11 protein-coding genes are annotated in these 14,639 nt (G+C 61.8%); 3 read left to right on the top strand and 8 right to left on the bottom strand.

Annotated features, from left to right (window positions below; translation table 11 throughout):
- Positions 1-136: 136 nt before the first annotated feature.
- The gene (algB, locus tag KW568_RS00450; RefSeq protein ID WP_003252973.1) at positions 137-1,483 is read left to right on the top strand and encodes a sigma-54-dependent response regulator transcription factor AlgB; all 1,347 of its coding nucleotides are present in this window, start codon (positions 137-139) and stop codon (positions 1,481-1,483) included.
- Complete coding sequence (locus KW568_RS00445; RefSeq protein ID WP_003252975.1) at positions 1,480-3,261, top strand: KinB sensor domain-containing domain; 1,782 nt, start codon at positions 1,480-1,482, stop codon at positions 3,259-3,261. The genes algB and KW568_RS00445 overlap by 4 nt, the downstream gene beginning before the upstream one ends.
- A gap of 14 nt (positions 3,262-3,275) precedes the next feature.
- Here KW568_RS00445 and KW568_RS00440 read toward each other — a convergent pair whose 3' ends face one another.
- From KW568_RS00440 to KW568_RS00410, 7 genes are all read right to left on the bottom strand, one after another.
- Positions 3,276-4,874, bottom strand: a complete 1,599-nt coding sequence (locus KW568_RS00440; protein WP_004575251.1) for an EAL domain-containing protein — start codon at positions 4,872-4,874, stop codon at positions 3,276-3,278.
- Positions 4,875-5,073: 199 nt separating this feature from the next.
- Entirely contained in the window at positions 5,074-5,862 is a 789-nt protein-coding gene (locus KW568_RS00435) for an N-acetylmuramoyl-L-alanine amidase (RefSeq protein WP_014861523.1), read from the bottom strand.
- A gap of 77 nt (positions 5,863-5,939) precedes the next feature.
- Entirely contained in the window at positions 5,940-7,877 is a 1,938-nt protein-coding gene (locus tag KW568_RS00430) for a GGDEF domain-containing protein (RefSeq protein ID WP_003252982.1), read from the bottom strand.
- Positions 7,878-7,904: 27 nt separating this feature from the next.
- Entirely contained in the window at positions 7,905-8,759 is an 855-nt protein-coding gene (locus KW568_RS00425) for an endonuclease/exonuclease/phosphatase family protein (RefSeq protein ID WP_003252985.1), read from the bottom strand.
- 12 nt (positions 8,760-8,771) lie between these two features.
- The gene (gene dsbA / locus KW568_RS00420; RefSeq protein ID WP_003252987.1) at positions 8,772-9,404 is read right to left on the bottom strand and encodes a thiol:disulfide interchange protein DsbA; all 633 of its coding nucleotides are present in this window, start codon (positions 9,402-9,404) and stop codon (positions 8,772-8,774) included.
- 151 nt (positions 9,405-9,555) lie between these two features.
- Entirely contained in the window at positions 9,556-10,173 is a 618-nt protein-coding gene (locus KW568_RS00415; protein ID WP_003252989.1) for a cytochrome c, read from the bottom strand.
- Positions 10,174-10,204: 31 nt separating this feature from the next.
- On the bottom strand, positions 10,205-10,507 hold the full coding sequence (locus KW568_RS00410; RefSeq protein ID WP_003252992.1) for a cytochrome c5 family protein: 303 nt from the start codon (positions 10,505-10,507) through the stop codon (positions 10,205-10,207).
- Positions 10,508-10,708: 201 nt separating this feature from the next.
- Between KW568_RS00410 and yihA the strand changes: the two genes are divergently transcribed.
- Entirely contained in the window at positions 10,709-11,341 is a 633-nt protein-coding gene (yihA, locus tag KW568_RS00405) for a ribosome biogenesis GTP-binding protein YihA/YsxC (RefSeq protein WP_003252993.1), read from the top strand.
- Between the two features lie 545 nt (positions 11,342-11,886).
- Here yihA and polA read toward each other — a convergent pair.
- Positions 11,887-14,634 carry a DNA polymerase I gene (gene polA, locus KW568_RS00400; RefSeq protein WP_004575252.1) on the bottom strand — a complete coding sequence of 916 codons (2,748 nt, stop codon included), beginning with the start codon at positions 14,632-14,634 and terminating at the stop codon, positions 11,887-11,889.
- Positions 14,635-14,639 lie beyond the last annotated feature (5 nt).

Raw genomic sequence — 14,639 nt, 5'->3', positions numbered from 1 at the left:
ATTGAAGAATCACGGCTTGTAGACATCGTTTGGCCACTGGCTAGCATGCAAAGGACAGAATCCTTCAGAATTGACCATGCAACTTGCCCGATTTTTCCCACACTAAATAAAGATCTTTCCCTAAGGAGCACAGGAAATGGAATCAGCCCAGGACAACCAAGGCCGCATTCTACTGGTGGATGACGAGTCCGCGATCCTGCGCACGTTCCGCTACTGCCTGGAAGACGAGGGCTACAGCGTGGCTACGGCCAACAGCGCCGCCCAGGCCGAAACCCTACTGCAGCGCCAGGTGTTCGACCTATGCTTCCTCGATTTGCGCCTGGGTGAAGACAACGGCCTCGACGTGCTGGCACAGATGCGTATCCAGGCCCCGTGGATGCGGGTGGTGATCGTCACCGCGCACTCAGCGATCGACACCGCAGTGGATGCCATCCAGGCCGGCGCTGCCGACTACCTGGTCAAGCCGTGCAGCCCAGACCAGTTGCGCCTGGCCACTGCCAAGCAACTGGAGGTGCGCCAGCTTTCTGCGCGCCTGGAAGCCCTGGAAGGTGAAGTACGCAAACCCAAGGACGGCCTCGATTCCCATAGCCCGGCCATGATGGCGGTGCTGGAAACCGCCCGCCAAGTCGCCATCACGGACGCCAACATCCTCATCCTTGGCGAATCTGGTACCGGCAAGGGCGAACTGGCACGGGCCATCCATGGCTGGAGCAAGCGTGCTCGTAAAGCCTGCGTGACCATCAACTGCCCGTCGCTTAACGCCGAGCTGATGGAAAGCGAGCTATTCGGCCACACCCGCGGCGCCTTCACCGGCGCCAGCGAAAGCACCCTGGGGCGGGTCAGCCAGGCTGACGGGGGCACATTGTTCCTCGACGAGATCGGCGATTTCCCGCTGACCTTGCAGCCCAAACTGCTGCGTTTCATCCAGGACAAGGAATATGAACGCGTCGGCGACCCGGTTACCCGACGTGCCGATGTACGTATCCTGGCTGCCACCAACCTCAACCTTGAAGAGATGGTGCGCGAAAGCCGCTTTCGCGAAGACCTGCTGTATCGCTTGAACGTGATTACCCTGCACCTGCCCCCGCTCCGCGAGCGCAGTGAAGACATCCTCATCCTGGCCGACCGCTTCCTTGCCCGCTTCGTCAAGGAATACTCCCGCCCCGCCCGCGGTTTCAGTGACGAGGCGCGCACCGCCCTGCTCAACTACCGCTGGCCTGGCAACATTCGCGAACTGCGCAACGTAGTGGAACGGGCCAGCATCATCTGCCCGCAGGAAAGAGTGGAAATCAGCCACCTGGGCATGGGTGAACAACCCGCCGGCAATGCCCCACGCGTAGGTGCCGCGCTTAGCCTGGATGAGCTGGAACGTGCCCATATCGGTGCCGTACTGGCCGCCAGCGATACCCTCGATCAAGCCGCCAAGACCTTGGGCATCGATGCTTCTACCCTGTACCGCAAGCGCAAGCAGTACAACCTATGAAATGGCCGCCCATGAAGCTGCGTACGCGGCTTTTCCTCAGCATCTCGACGCTCGTCACGGTGGCGTTGCTGGGGCTGCTGCTGGGTCTGGTCAGCATGCTGCAGATGGCTACAGTGCAACAGCAACTGGTGCGCGATACCACCCATGTCCTGGAAGTGGGGCTGAAGTTGCGCCAGAACCTGGGCGAACAGCTGATGCTGATTCTCGATGAAGACACCGCCCCGGAAAGCCTGCGGCTGCTGCAGGAAAACTTCCAGGACTTGCTCAACCAAGGGCTGGAGCAAGGCGGTGAGCGCACCGGTTTCAGCAAGGCCAGCAGCAACTACCAGGCCTTCCTCCAAACCTATCGCGACAGCGCCACACCCGCTCGCAGCATGGGTGCCGATCAGCCGCTTGGGGCCGCGTTCAATCAGGTGCGCACCGACCTGATCGATTCCCACAAGCAGGCATTGGACCTGATTACCCATAGCGAGGAGCGCACCCGTGACCGCGCCTTGCTGGTCAGTGGTGTACTCGGCCTGATGGGGTTGGTGGTGTTGGTACTGGGGTTTATCACCGCTCACAATATCGCCCGGCGTTTCGGCCAGCCGATCGAAGCCTTGGCCAAGGCGGCCGACCAGCTAGGCAAGGGCAATTTCGACGTTACGTTGCCGGTTACCCAGGCCGCCGAGCTTAACCAGCTGACCCGCCGTTTTGGTCTGATGGCCGATGCCTTGCGCAAGCACCAGGCCACCAACGTTGACGAGCTGCTGGCCGGCCAGCAGCGTTTACAGGCCGTACTCGACAGCATCGACGACGGCCTGCTGATCATCGACCGCCAGGGCCGCCTCGAGCACCTCAACCCGGTGGCGCAGCGCCAGCTGGGCTGGAACGATAGCCGCGTGGGCAGCAGCCTGGTCGAAGCCCTGCAGCGACCCGAGCTTGAGCAACAACTGCGCCAGGTTCTGCGCGGGGGCAGCCTCGACCGCCCACCGGACGACCTGAACATGGAGGTCGATGACGAATCACGTCTGCTCACCTACAGCCTGACCCCGGTCAGCCACCCGCAGGGGCCAATCCTCGGCGCAGTGATGGTGCTGCACGATGTAACCGAGCAAAGGGCCTTCGAGCGAGTGCGCAGCGAATTCGTGCTGCGCGCCTCCCATGAACTGCGCACCCCGGTGACCGGCATGCACATGGCCTTCGGCCTGCTGCGCGAGCGGGTCAAGTTCCCGCCCGAAGCCCGCGAGAACGACCTGCTGGAAACCATCGGCGAAGAAATGCAGCGTCTGACCCAACTGATCAACGACCTGCTCAACTTCTCCCGTTATCAGAGCGGTTTGCAAAAGCTCGAGCTGGCCCCCTGTGCCATCGACGACCTGCTGGAGCATGCGCAATTGCGCTTTGCCGAACACGCTGCGCACAAGCAGATCGAGTTGATCAAAGAACTGGACCCGCCGCTACCGCGCATCCAGGCCGACGTCGCCCAGTTGGATCGAGTGCTGGACAACCTGCTGCACAACGCCATCCGCCATACCGCCAACGGTGGGCGCATTCGCCTGCATGCCCGACGGCATGCGGAACGGGTGATCATCAGCGTCGAGGACAATGGAGAGGGCATTTCCTATGGGCAGCAAGCGCGCATCTTCGAGCCTTTCGTGCAGGTAGGTCGCAAGAAAGGCGGTGCTGGGCTGGGGCTCGCGCTGTGCAAGGAGATTGTGCAGCTGCACGGAGGGCGTATGGGCGTGTTTTCCCGGCCGGGGCAGGGGACACAGTTCTACATGGCGTTGCCGGTCTGATTGCTTAAACGCGCCTACACCCGCCGCGGCAGGTGCCCGCGAGTCACCAACTCGGCAAACTGCCGGGCGTTCAGCGGGCGGGCGAACAACCAGCCCTGGCCATAATTGACCCCCTCGCTGTTCAGCAGCACTGCCTGGTCCTCGAACTCGATACCTTCGGCAATTACCCGCAAGTGCAAGTCATGGGCCATGCGGATGATATGCGGGGCCACGCCGCTACTGGCGGCATCGTGGCCCAGAGCGTCGATGAATGCCTTGTCGATCTTCAGGCAGTCCACTGGCAGGGTTTGCAGGTAGGCCAGGCTGCAATAACCGGTACCAAAGTCGTCGATCAGCACCTGGTGCCCCACGGCGCGTAGCGCCTGCAGATTGTCACGGGCGACCACCACGTCGATCAGGCCGCGCTCGGTCACCTCGAAGGCAATCTGGCTGGGCGCCACTCGATGCAAAGCCAACAAGCGCGCCGCCACCCGGCCAATACGTGGCACCATCACATCGCAGGCCGCCAGGTTTATCGATATGTATAGCTTGGGGTGCGAGCGCAGTAGCTGACCTAGCTGTTCAAGCACACGCTGCAGGACAAAGTCGGTGATCTGGCGAATCTGCCCGGTATTCTCCGCCAGCGGAATGAAAAGGTCCGGGCTGGTCAGGGTGCCGTCCGGGCGGCGCCAGCGCACCAAGGCCTCGGCGCCCACACAGCGCCGGCTGTCGAGCTCGATGATGGGTTGGTAGAGCACCTGCAGCTCTCCACGACGCAAGGCATTCTGCAACTCTGAACTCATCGACCGTCGTTGCAGAATCAACTGCAGTACCAACCAACCGATGCAGCAGGCCGCCAGCACGCTGCCGGGGAACAGCAACCAGAGCATGCCGTTCATCCTCAGCGGCAGACTGGCCCTCGGGGCAATCAGCACCAACTGGTAATCCGGCGACTTGGTCGGCATTCGGTAGATCAGCCGATCACTGAGTTCCAGCAGCGACTTGTGGCTGGTCGACCAGGCCGAGGGCGGAGGCCATACCTGTGGCGGGCCAAGCACCGGAATGGCCCGGGCGCCGTTATCCAGCACCACGACCAGGCTGCCGCCCGGAGGCAGGTCCACCACATCGGTCAAATGCCCACGGGAGGTGGACACCAGAAACTTGCCCCGGCCCAGCATCAGTGCTGCCAGGTTCTCGTTCGGCTCGGTGGTTGTGTTAAGCCAGTAGCTGTACGTCGGCCCCTGGATATCTGGCGCCCGCAAGGGAACGAACGCTCGCTCATCACCGCGGTTGGAGCAGGCAACATTGTCATCTACATAAGCCGCTTCATAGATGAACCGCGAGCTCAGGCCAACCTGTTGCAGGGCTGCCAGCATCGCCGGGCTGCAGCCGCGCAAGGGTTGGGCCTGCAGCAGGTCTACCCCTTCGCGCAACTGGCCGAACACCTGTTCGAGCCGGTCCAGAAAACGCTCGCCCTGGGCATTCATCTGTTCGCTTTCGCTTTGCTTCATTTGGTGCAGGGCAATGCCAATGCTGGCAGAGAGCAACACGGCGGCGCTGGCCAGCGCTGCCAAAGTGGCCAGCATCCAGGGGCGGTAAAAAATTTGGCGCAGCAAGGCAATGAAGGCTGACATCGAAGGCATCCAGTTGATAACCAAGGTATAGCAACGGAATCAATAATCACCCTCACCGTTTGGCGCTTCGCTGCAATCCACCCACGCTCTTTGTAGAGGCAGCCTTGTGGCTGCGATGAGAACGTTAATAAACCGCGTCGACCAAACCCGCCTCTTCGTAGCGCAAGGCTGCTGCAACAAGTACCTCGCCCGCCACGACTCAACGCATGCGGTTAAGTACCTGCAGCATCGCTGCTGTCTGTGCATCCGGCATGCCGTCGAAGCGCTGCGGGCGGAAGCGCATCTGGAAGGCGGCAATCACATGACGTGTGGCGACATCCAGCACGCCGGTCTGCTCGATCTGATAGCCAAACCGTGCCAGCTCCTGCTGGTACCAGCCAACGCTTGGCGGGTTGACGCTGAAGTAGGCTTGCTGCCGTGCCACGGCGTTAGCATCCGGCCAGATACCCAGCCCGGCATCGGCCAGGCGCTTCCACGGGAACAATGGCCCCGGGTCCAGCTTGCGCAGCGGGGCGATGTCACTGTGGCCGATGATATGGCGTGGTTCGATGTTGTTGCGTTTGACAATGTCCTTGAGCAGCGCGATCAGCGACTGGATCTGCGCCTCGCTGTAAGGGTGCCAGACCCGGCCGTTCGGGGTGTCGGTAAAGCCCGGGTTGACGATCTCGATACCAATGGACGAGGAGTTCAGCCAGGTGCGCCCCTGCCACTGGCTATCACCGGCATGCCAGGCACGACGGTTTTCATCCACCAGTTGATACACCGTAGCCGGGCCATCGCCGATCAGGTAATGGCTGCTGACTTCACCCTGGGTAAGCAGCGCCAGGGAGCGCTCCAGCGAAGCATTGGTGTAATGCAGGACAACGAACTGGATGCGGTTGTCCTGATTGACCGAAGGGTGACTGCGGTCGATGCGCAGGCCCGTCGAGCAACCGGCGACAGACAATAGCAAAAAGGAAATCAAGGTTTTTTTAAGCGTGGAAAGCACGTCAGTGGCCTCAGCGTATGAGCGCTACAGTATAACGTGCTCACCTGCGCTGTGCCTGCCGAGGAAACGGCGGCTGGCTAGCCTTGCTCGACGCGATTACGCCCCTGATCCTTTGCCCGGTACAGCGCTGCATCGGCTCGTTTGAGCACCTGGTCGCTGCGTTCGCCAGAACGGAATGCACCCAGGCCGATGGAGGTGGTGATCACTACCCGCTCACCCTTGAAGTGGAATGGGCAGGCTTCGACTGTGGCGCGCAACACCTCGGCCATTTGCGCAGCGACTGCGGGCGTAGTCTGCGGCAGCAGCAAGACGAATTCCTCGCCGCCAAAACGGGCGATGAAATCCCGGCCCCGCAGACGCTTGCGCAACTGGTCGGCCACGATCTTGAGGACCTTGTCCCCAGCCAGATGACCATAGTTGTCGTTGATGCGTTTGAAATGGTCCAGGTCAAGAATCGCCATCGCCAGATGACCGCCGTTTTCCTGCCAGTCAAGCATTTCGCGTTCGACTTGCTCGCTCCAGGCCGCACGGTTGGGCAGGCCGGTGAGCGGGTCCAGCAGCGCTTTCTGGCGCTGTTCTTCCAGGTGCTCGCGATAGCCAAGCGCCTCATGCTCCATGCTCGCCACCCGCTCCGACAAGCCCTGCAGGCGACCGGCCAGTTCCTGCTCGCGGCGATCACGCTCGTGCTTGTGCTCGTCCATGGTCAGCAGCAAGCCTTCCAGGCGGTTTTCCAGAATGTGCTTGAGGCTGTCTACATCGGCGGCACCTTGCACGCTGCTTTGCAGGCCGTCGACGTGCTCACGCAGTTGGCTATCCAGCTCGCGGGCAGCGGTGCTGTTGTCCGCGTGACCGGCACTGGCCTCGTGCAGGTGGCTCTGGAAACCTTCCAGGCGTTCATTGAGCTGCTGCAGGTAGGTTTCGAATTCGTGCTGGCCGCTGTCGGTGATCGCCAGCATGAGTACTGCCAAGTCATCCAGCACTGGGATCAGCTCATACCAGTTCAAGCCGCGAGCAACCCGCTCGCGCATTTCCAACGCCTGAGCCTTGTGGCGCTCGGGCAGGCTAAGGTCATCGAGCAGACCGATCAGGGTCTGCTCGATGTGCGCGGCAACCTGGCTGTAAGGCGGCTCCACTGCGTAGGGCAGGGCATAGGGGCCGTCTTCACCAAAGGTTTCTTCAAGGGCTTGTAAGGGTTCTGCCTCAGCCAATGGCTCGCTGGCGGAAACTGCAGCTTCCGGCAATAGCGCCTTGTCCCTTGGCAACGGGGCTGGCGCCATTTCGGCCGTTTCGATCAGCGCTGGGCCAAATGCCTCCAGCTCAAGCTCGGGCGCTTCGGCCACCTCGGCAGTCGGAGCAGCAGGGGCCGGCAACGGTTGTAGCGCATCGACGTCATCGGGCCGCGAGGGCTCGGCACTGCCGGCTGCCTGGGGCACAACCTCGGCAGCAGGCAACGCCACCGGCGCAAGCTCTGCTCCTGCCTGTGCATCTTCCTCGCGGCTTCCGAACAACCGCTGCAGAAACCCGGGTCGGGCTTCTTCACCCGGCTTGCCAAGGGCCGACAGCGCGCGCCCCTGCAAGCCGCTCAACTCGCCCAACAGCGGCGGCAGCTCGCGTGACTGGGCAACCCCGCCGTCGAGCTTCTTCGCCAGTTTTTTCAATGGCCGCGAGATATCACTGGGCAGGGGCAGGCCTTGCAGTTGGCCAACCAGTGCGGTCAGCGCATCGCTGACTTGGTTCATGCGGGTTTCGCGACGCTGTTCGGAATCCAGTACCGCTTTCTCAAGGCGCGGAATCAAGCCGGCGAGGCCGGCGTCCATGTTGTCGCTGCGAATGACATCGCGCATTTCCTTCATGCACTCGTCTACCACCTTGTCACTGCCTTCAGCAGCCAGGGTGCTGCGCACCAGGCCTCGACGCAGCAGGTCAAGACGGGCATCCCAACGGCGTTCGAGCTTTTCTTGCTGCTCGATGCTTTTAAGGTATTTTTCTTTCCAGCGCTCAGCGTCTTCAGTCATGCCCGGGTCCGCAAACGGTGATGGCAATTAGCTCAAAACCGGCAGCGTATCCACAGTCAATGCATCAGGCAATCGAATCTCGACAGCAACGGGAAGGTGGTCCGAAATTGGCTGCGCCAGCACCTCGACACGCTCCAGCGTGAGGCTTGAACTGAGCAAAATATGATCAAGGCAACGCTGCGGTCGCCAGCTGGGGAAGGTGGCCTCGACTTGCGGGGCGACCAGGCCCAGGTCGCGCAGTGGCGAATGCTCCAGCAGGTCGGTGGCATGGGTGTTCATGTCACCCATCAGCACCTGGTGACGGTAACCGCCTATCAGCTCGCGGATATAACCCAACTGCAGGGCGCGGGTCTTGGCCCCCAATGCCAGGTGCATCATCACCACTATCAGCGCATCTTCGCCTTCGCCAAACCGCACCAGAATCGCACCTCGCCCGGCCGGGCCAGGCAACGGATGGTCTTCGAGCAGTTGCGGCTTCAGGCGGCTGAGCACACCGTTGCTGTGCTGGGCAAAACGCCCAAGGTTGCGGTTGAGCTGCTGGTACCAATAGGGGAAGGCCCCCAAGTGGGCCAGGTGTTCGACCTGGTTGACGTAGCCCGAGCGCAGGCTGCCACCATCGGCTTCCTGCAGGGCCACCAGGTCGAAGTCGCCCAGCAACCTGCCGATCTTCTGCAGGTTACCGGCACGGCCGTTATGCGGCAGCAGGTGCTGCCAGCTACGCGTCAGGTAATGGCGGTAGCGCTCGGTGCTTATGCCCACCTGGATGTTGAAACTGAGCAGCCGCAGACGACCATCCTCGGGCAGGCCCGGGGCCTGCAGGTGATGCTCGTTGACCTGCGGCTCGTGCAGGCCAATGCCACGCGTAGCTCTGAAGCGGGGCATGGGTGACGCCGCCTACTTGGCAGCGCGCTCCTTGTCGATCAGCTGGTCGGCGACATTCAGCACGCCTTCCGGTCCGCCGGCAGTCCCCAGGTCGAAGCGGTACTTGCCGTTGACGACCATGCTCGGTACGCCGGTGATTTCATACTTCTTCGCCAATTCCTTGGCCTGTTTGACCTGGCCCTTGATGGCGAACGAGTCGAAGGTGGCGAGGAACTTGTCCTTGTCCACACCTTGAGTGGCGAGGAAGTCGGCCATGTCGTTCTTGTCGGTCAGGCGCTTGTGCTGGTTCTGAATGGCATCGAACACCGCCGCGTGCACCTTGTGCTCGACGCCCATGGCTTCGAGGGTCAGGAACATCTGGCCGTGTGCATCCCACGGGCCACCGAACATGGCCGGTACGCGCTTGAAGTTGACGTCCTTGGGCAGCTTCTCAGCCCAAGGGTTGATGGTCGGCTCGAAGTGGTAGCAATGTGGGCAGCCGTACCAGAACAGCTCGACGACTTCGATCTTGCCAGGCACGGAAACCGGAACAGGGTTGCTCAGCTCGATGTATTCCTTGCCGGCGACAGGCTCGGCGGCCTGAACGGCAGTCATACCGAATACGCTGGCGGCGACCAGCGCAGCGCTGAGAATCAGTTTACGCATGCTTTACTCCTGAGCAGTCATGGGTCGCCACGACGCGACCTGCACTGAGACAGGCCGGGAAGGGCTCGAGTTCTGTAGTGTAACGGCTGCGGACGGAAAAAAGGGCAGCCCGGCCGCCCTTTCATCATTGACCTACAACATTAACCGAAAGTTAATGCAGGCCCTGGATGTAGCTGGCCAACGCTTCGATGTCATGGTTGCTCAGCTTGCCAGCGATGGTGCGCATGGTCATGGCATCGCCATCGTTGGTACGGTTGCCTTCGCGGAAATCAGTGAGCTGCTTGGCCACGTACTGCGAGTGCTGCCCGCCCAGGTGCGGGAAGCCGGCCAGGGCGATGCCCGCGCCGTTAGGCGAGTGGCAGCCAGTGCAGGCCGGCATGCCCTTTTCCAGGTCGCCACCATTGAACAGCGCACGGCCGCGCTCGACCAGTTTGGGATCGGCGGCACCCACGCTGCCTTTCTGGCTGGAGAAGTAGGCGGCGATATCGGCCAGATCCTGGTCGCTGAATGCGGCCAGCATGCCGGTCATTTCCAGCACGGTACGCTTGCCCGACTTGATATCGTGCAGTTGTTTTTCGAGATAGCGCTGGCCTTGGCCGGCCAGTTTCGGGAAGTTCGGTGCCAGGCTGTTGCCGTCAGGATTGTGGCAGGCGCCACAGACGGCGGTCTTGGCCTGGCCAGCGGCGGCATCGCCTTTGATAGGTTGCGCAGCAGTGGCCGCACCAGCGACACCCAAGGTCAACAGCAGACTCACGACTAGTTTGTTCATCAGCTAATCCAACACGGCTAAGGGTGAAATGTTATGTATCGGGACTGCCGCTCATCCAAAGGATGACCAAACGGTAGTCCTCGGCACTGCAGTCCATGCACAATCCACGCGGCGGCATAGCCTTGAAACCCTGGGTCACGTGCTTCACCAGTACATCCATGCCTTGCGCCAGCCTTGGCTCCCATGCTGCCCGGTCACCCCGTCTGGGTGCCTGTGGCAACTGCCCGGTGTGGCAGGCCGCACACGTGCGGTTGTACAACACCTCGGGATCCTGTGTAGCCTGTGCGCTGAAAAACGGCAGGAACATACCGACAGCAAGCAGCCATTTCGCCATGCGGAACGACCTTCAGGGTTGGGGGCCGCGCTGCGTTCTGTTGCGCGAGCTATTGTTCGACACCCCATGCCCGTTCTCCTTCGCTGGGAGAATGAGCACACAAAAACTGGGGCATTATATACTTCCGCCATCCAAACGGAAACGACACCGCTTGCCAGGCTTGGCTCTACAAAGTCAGGCAACACCCACATCGGATATCCCATGCAAGTCAAGAACCCCATCCTCGGCCTCTGCCAGAAAGCCAAATTCGCCCTCAGCGCAGCCAAGGTCGAACAATGCCCGGACGACCAGGGCTACGAGGTGGCTTTTGCCGGCCGTTCCAACGCCGGCAAATCCAGCGCCCTCAATACCCTGACTCATGCCAGCCTGGCGCGTACCTCGAAAACTCCCGGACGCACCCAGCTGTTGAATTTCTTCAGTCTGGACGATGAACGGCGTTTGGTCGACCTGCCGGGCTATGGTTATGCAAAAGTCCCGATTCCGCTCAAGCAGCACTGGCAGAAACACCTGGAAGCCTACCTGGGCAGCCGTGAGTGCCTGCGTGGCGTGATCCTGATGATGGACGTGCGTCACCCGATGACCGACTTCGACAAGATGATGCTCGACTGGGCCAAGGCCAGCAGCATGCCGATGCACATCCTGCTGACCAAGGCCGACAAGCTGACCCACGGCGCGGGCAAGAACACACTGCTGAAAGTACAGTCGGAAATCCGCAAGGGCTGGGGGGATGGCGTGACCATCCAGCTGTTCTCGGCACCCAAGCGCCTGGGCGTGGAAGACGCCTACCGAGTGCTGGCAGACTGGATGGAACTGGAAGACAAGCCGGTCATTTAATGCTTTGCGCCTGACCCGTAGGAGCGGGTTTGCCCGCAAAAGGGCCGGGCCTGCTCTCCACCCGCCGTTCACCGTTGCCGCCACTACCGTATTCGCGGGTAAACCCGCTCCTACACCTGATCGGGGTTGGACACGCTTTGGTGATTGGGCGCAGGCCCTTGTAGGCGCGGGCTTACCCGCGAATGCAGCGGTGAATTCGACAGCGCATTCGCGGGTAAACCCGCGCCTACGGAGGCTCAGTACAAGCCATCCGGCAAATTCCGGGCAAAAAAAACCCCGGACTTCGTATGGGGAGGGGGAAGTTCGGGGTCCAAGTCCGGACCGCTAGGGCGGGGTCCAGATATCTGCCAACACTTAACACAACATAGGAGCATCGAAGGGCTTCACCAGCCATTCAGTTACTCTGAGTTCCGCTTCACCGGTTTAGTTCCGAAGCCCACAAAACTATTTGCGATAGTTTCATGAAACTTAAGCACCCACAGCACTGAGCGGTGCTCGGATCCGCGTCACTACGCCGCAGATCCTACACAGTTTTACCTGCTCAATCAGTGAGCTTCGTCCCAATTCGCACCAACGCCTGCTTCGACAAGCAGCGGCACATCCAGCTGCGCGGCCTGGCTCATGTGCTGGCGAATTTCATCTTTCACCTGCTCCACCAGGTCCTCGCGTACCTCAAGCACCAGTTCGTCGTGCACCTGAAGGATCACCCGGGCATCCAGCCCGCTCTCGCTCAACCAGTTATCTACTTTGACCATGGCCCGCTTGATGATGTCGGCAGCAGTACCCTGCATCGGGGCGTTGATCGCCGTGCGCTCGGCGCCCTTGCGCAGGGCAGGGTTCTTGGCATTGATGTCTGGCAAGTACAGCCGGCGGCCAAACAGGGTTTCGACAAAGCCTTGCTCGGCCGCCTGGGCGCGGGTGCGCTCCATATAGGCCAGCACGCCCGGGTAGCGGGCGAAATAACGGTCGATGTAGTCCTGTGACTGCTTGCGGTCGACGCCGATCTGCTTGGCCAGGCCAAAGGCGCTCATGCCGTAAATCAGGCCGAAGTTGATGGCCTTGGCGCTGCGGCGCTGGTCGGTGGTCACGTCTTCCAGAGCCACACCGAACACTTCGGCTGCCGTGGCGCGGTGCACGTCCAGGTCATTGCGGAAGGCATGCAGCAAGCCTTCGTCCTTGGCCAGGTGGGCCATGATGCGCAGCTCGATCTGTGAATAGTCCGCCGCCAGAAGCTTGTAACCCGGACTGGCGACGAACGCCTGGCGAATACGCCGCCCTTCAGCGGTGCGGATCGGAATGTTCTGCAGGTTCGGGTCGCTCGACGACAACCGGCCGGTGGCCGCCACCGCCTGCTGGTAGGATGTGTGGATGCGCCCGGTGCGCGGGTTGATCTGCCCCGGTAACTTGTCGGTGTAGGTGCTCTTGAGCTTACTCAGGCTGCGGTACTGCATCAGCACCTCTGGCAGCGGGTAGCCTTGTTCGGCCAGTTCGTCGAGCACTGCTTCGGCGGTGGATGGCTGGCCCTTGGCGGTCTTGCTCAGCACCGGCATGCCCAGCTTGTCGTAAAGAATCGTGCCCAGCTGCTTGGGCGAGCCGAGGTTGAACGTCTCACCGGCGAGCTCGTAGGCACGCAGCTCCAGCTCAGCCATCTTCACGCCCAGCTCACCGCTCTGTACCTTCAACAGCTCGGCATCGACCAGCGCACCCTGGCGCTCGATCCTGGCCAGCACCGGCACCAGCGGCATCTCGATATCCGTCAGCACCGGTTGCACGCTCGGCGTCTGTGCCAGGCGGGCCTGCAATGCATGGTGCAGGCGCAGCGTGATGTCGGCGTCTTCGGCGGCGTACGGGCCGGCCTTGTCCAGGGTGATCTGGTTGAAGGTAAGCTGCTTGGCACCCTTGCCGGCGATGTCCTCGAAGGCGATCGTGGTGTGGTCGAGGTACTTCTGCGCCAGGCTGTCCATGTCATGACGGGTGGCCGTGGAGTTCAGCACGTACGACTCGAGCATGGTGTCATAGGCCACGCCGCGCATCTCGATGGCGGGGGAGCCATTGGCGAGGATGTTGATGTCGTACTTGGCGTTCTGCCCGACCTTGGCCTTGGCCGGGTCCTCCAGCAAGGGCTTCAGCGCCAACAGCACGGCCTCGCGATCCAGCTGGACCGGCGCGCCTTCATAATCGTGGGCCAGCGGCACATAGGCCGCTTCGTGCGGCTCGACAGCGAAGGACAGGCCGACCAACTGCGCCTGCTGGGCGTCCAGGCCGGTGGTCTCGGTGTCGAAGGCGAACAGCGGTGCCTGGCGCAGCTTCTCCAGCCAGGCGTCGAAACGGGCCTGGTCGAGAATGGTTTCGTATTTGGGCTCGACCTTGGCCGCAGGCTCCACGGCCGGGGCAACATCATCACCGGCCTTGGCGGCATCGCGCTGCACTTCGGCGACCCAGCTCTTGAACTCCATCTCGGTGTACAACGCCAGCAACGCCTCGCGGTCAGGTTCACCGCACACCAGCGCCTCGACCTCGACATCCAGCGGCACGTCAACCTTGATGGTGGCCAGCTCGTAGGACAGGAATGCCGCGTCGCGGTGCTCCTCCAGTTTGGCCGGCAAGGTCTTGGCGCCGCGAATGGCCAGCGTTGGTACCTTGTCCAGGTTGGCGTAAAGGTCGCTGAGACCGCCGCCGATGCCGGTCAGCAGCCCCACCGCCGTTTTTTCGCCCACGCCCGGCACGCCCGGGATGTTGTCGACCTTGTCACCCATCAGGGCCAGGAAGTCGATCATGTGTTCCGGGCCGACGCCGAACTTCTCGTGCACGCCAGCCACGTCCAGCACGCTTCCGGTCATGGTGTTGACCAAGGTAATGTGCCCGTCCACCAGCTGCGCCATGTCCTTGTCACCGGTCGAGATGATCACCGGGCGACCCAGGGCGGCGCTGCTGCGCGCCAAGGTGCCGATCACGTCGTCAGCCTCGACACCCTCCACGCACAGCAGCGGGTAGCCCAGCGCCTTGACGCTGGCGTGCAGCGGTTCGATCTGTACCCGCAGGTCATCCGGCATGCTGGGGCGGTTGGCCTTGTACTCAGCGAACATGGCATCGCGGAAAGTGCCGCCCTTGGCGTCGAACACCACGGCGAACAGGCTGTCGGGATATTGCTTGCGCAGGCTCTTGAGCATGTTCAGCACACCCTTCACCGCACCGGTCGGCATGCCCTTGGACGTGGTCAGCGGTGGCAGCGCGTGGAAGGCGCGATAAAGGTAGGAGGAACCGTCCACCAGGACGAGGGGCGCTTGGCTCATGAGCA

The organism is Pseudomonas sp. HD6515, from assembly GCF_024971855.1.
Lineage (GTDB): Bacteria > Pseudomonadota > Gammaproteobacteria > Pseudomonadales > Pseudomonadaceae > Aquipseudomonas > Aquipseudomonas alloputida.
Note: the sequence above shows the minus strand (reverse complement) of the source record. Positions and strands in the feature narration are given on the sequence as shown.

Coding starts and splice junctions, on each gene's coding strand:
- algB (WP_003252973.1), top strand. CDS start 137: ATGGAATCAGCCCAGGACAACCAAGGCCGCATTCTACTGGTGGATGAC.
- KW568_RS00445 (WP_003252975.1), top strand. CDS start 1,480: ATGAAATGGCCGCCCATGAAGCTGCGTACGCGGCTTTTCCTCAGCATC.
- KW568_RS00440 (WP_004575251.1), bottom strand. CDS start 4,874: ATGTCAGCCTTCATTGCCTTGCTGCGCCAAATTTTTTACCGCCCCTGG.
- KW568_RS00430 (WP_003252982.1), bottom strand. CDS start 7,877: ATGACTGAAGACGCTGAGCGCTGGAAAGAAAAATACCTTAAAAGCATC.
- KW568_RS00425 (WP_003252985.1), bottom strand. CDS start 8,759: ATGCCCCGCTTCAGAGCTACGCGTGGCATTGGCCTGCACGAGCCGCAG.
- dsbA (WP_003252987.1), bottom strand. CDS start 9,404: ATGCGTAAACTGATTCTCAGCGCTGCGCTGGTCGCCGCCAGCGTATTC.
- KW568_RS00415 (WP_003252989.1), bottom strand. CDS start 10,173: ATGAACAAACTAGTCGTGAGTCTGCTGTTGACCTTGGGTGTCGCTGGT.
- KW568_RS00410 (WP_003252992.1), bottom strand. CDS start 10,507: ATGGCGAAATGGCTGCTTGCTGTCGGTATGTTCCTGCCGTTTTTCAGC.
- yihA (WP_003252993.1), top strand. CDS start 10,709: ATGCAAGTCAAGAACCCCATCCTCGGCCTCTGCCAGAAAGCCAAATTC.
- polA (WP_004575252.1), bottom strand. CDS start 14,634: ATGAGCCAAGCGCCCCTCGTCCTGGTGGACGGTTCCTCCTACCTTTAT.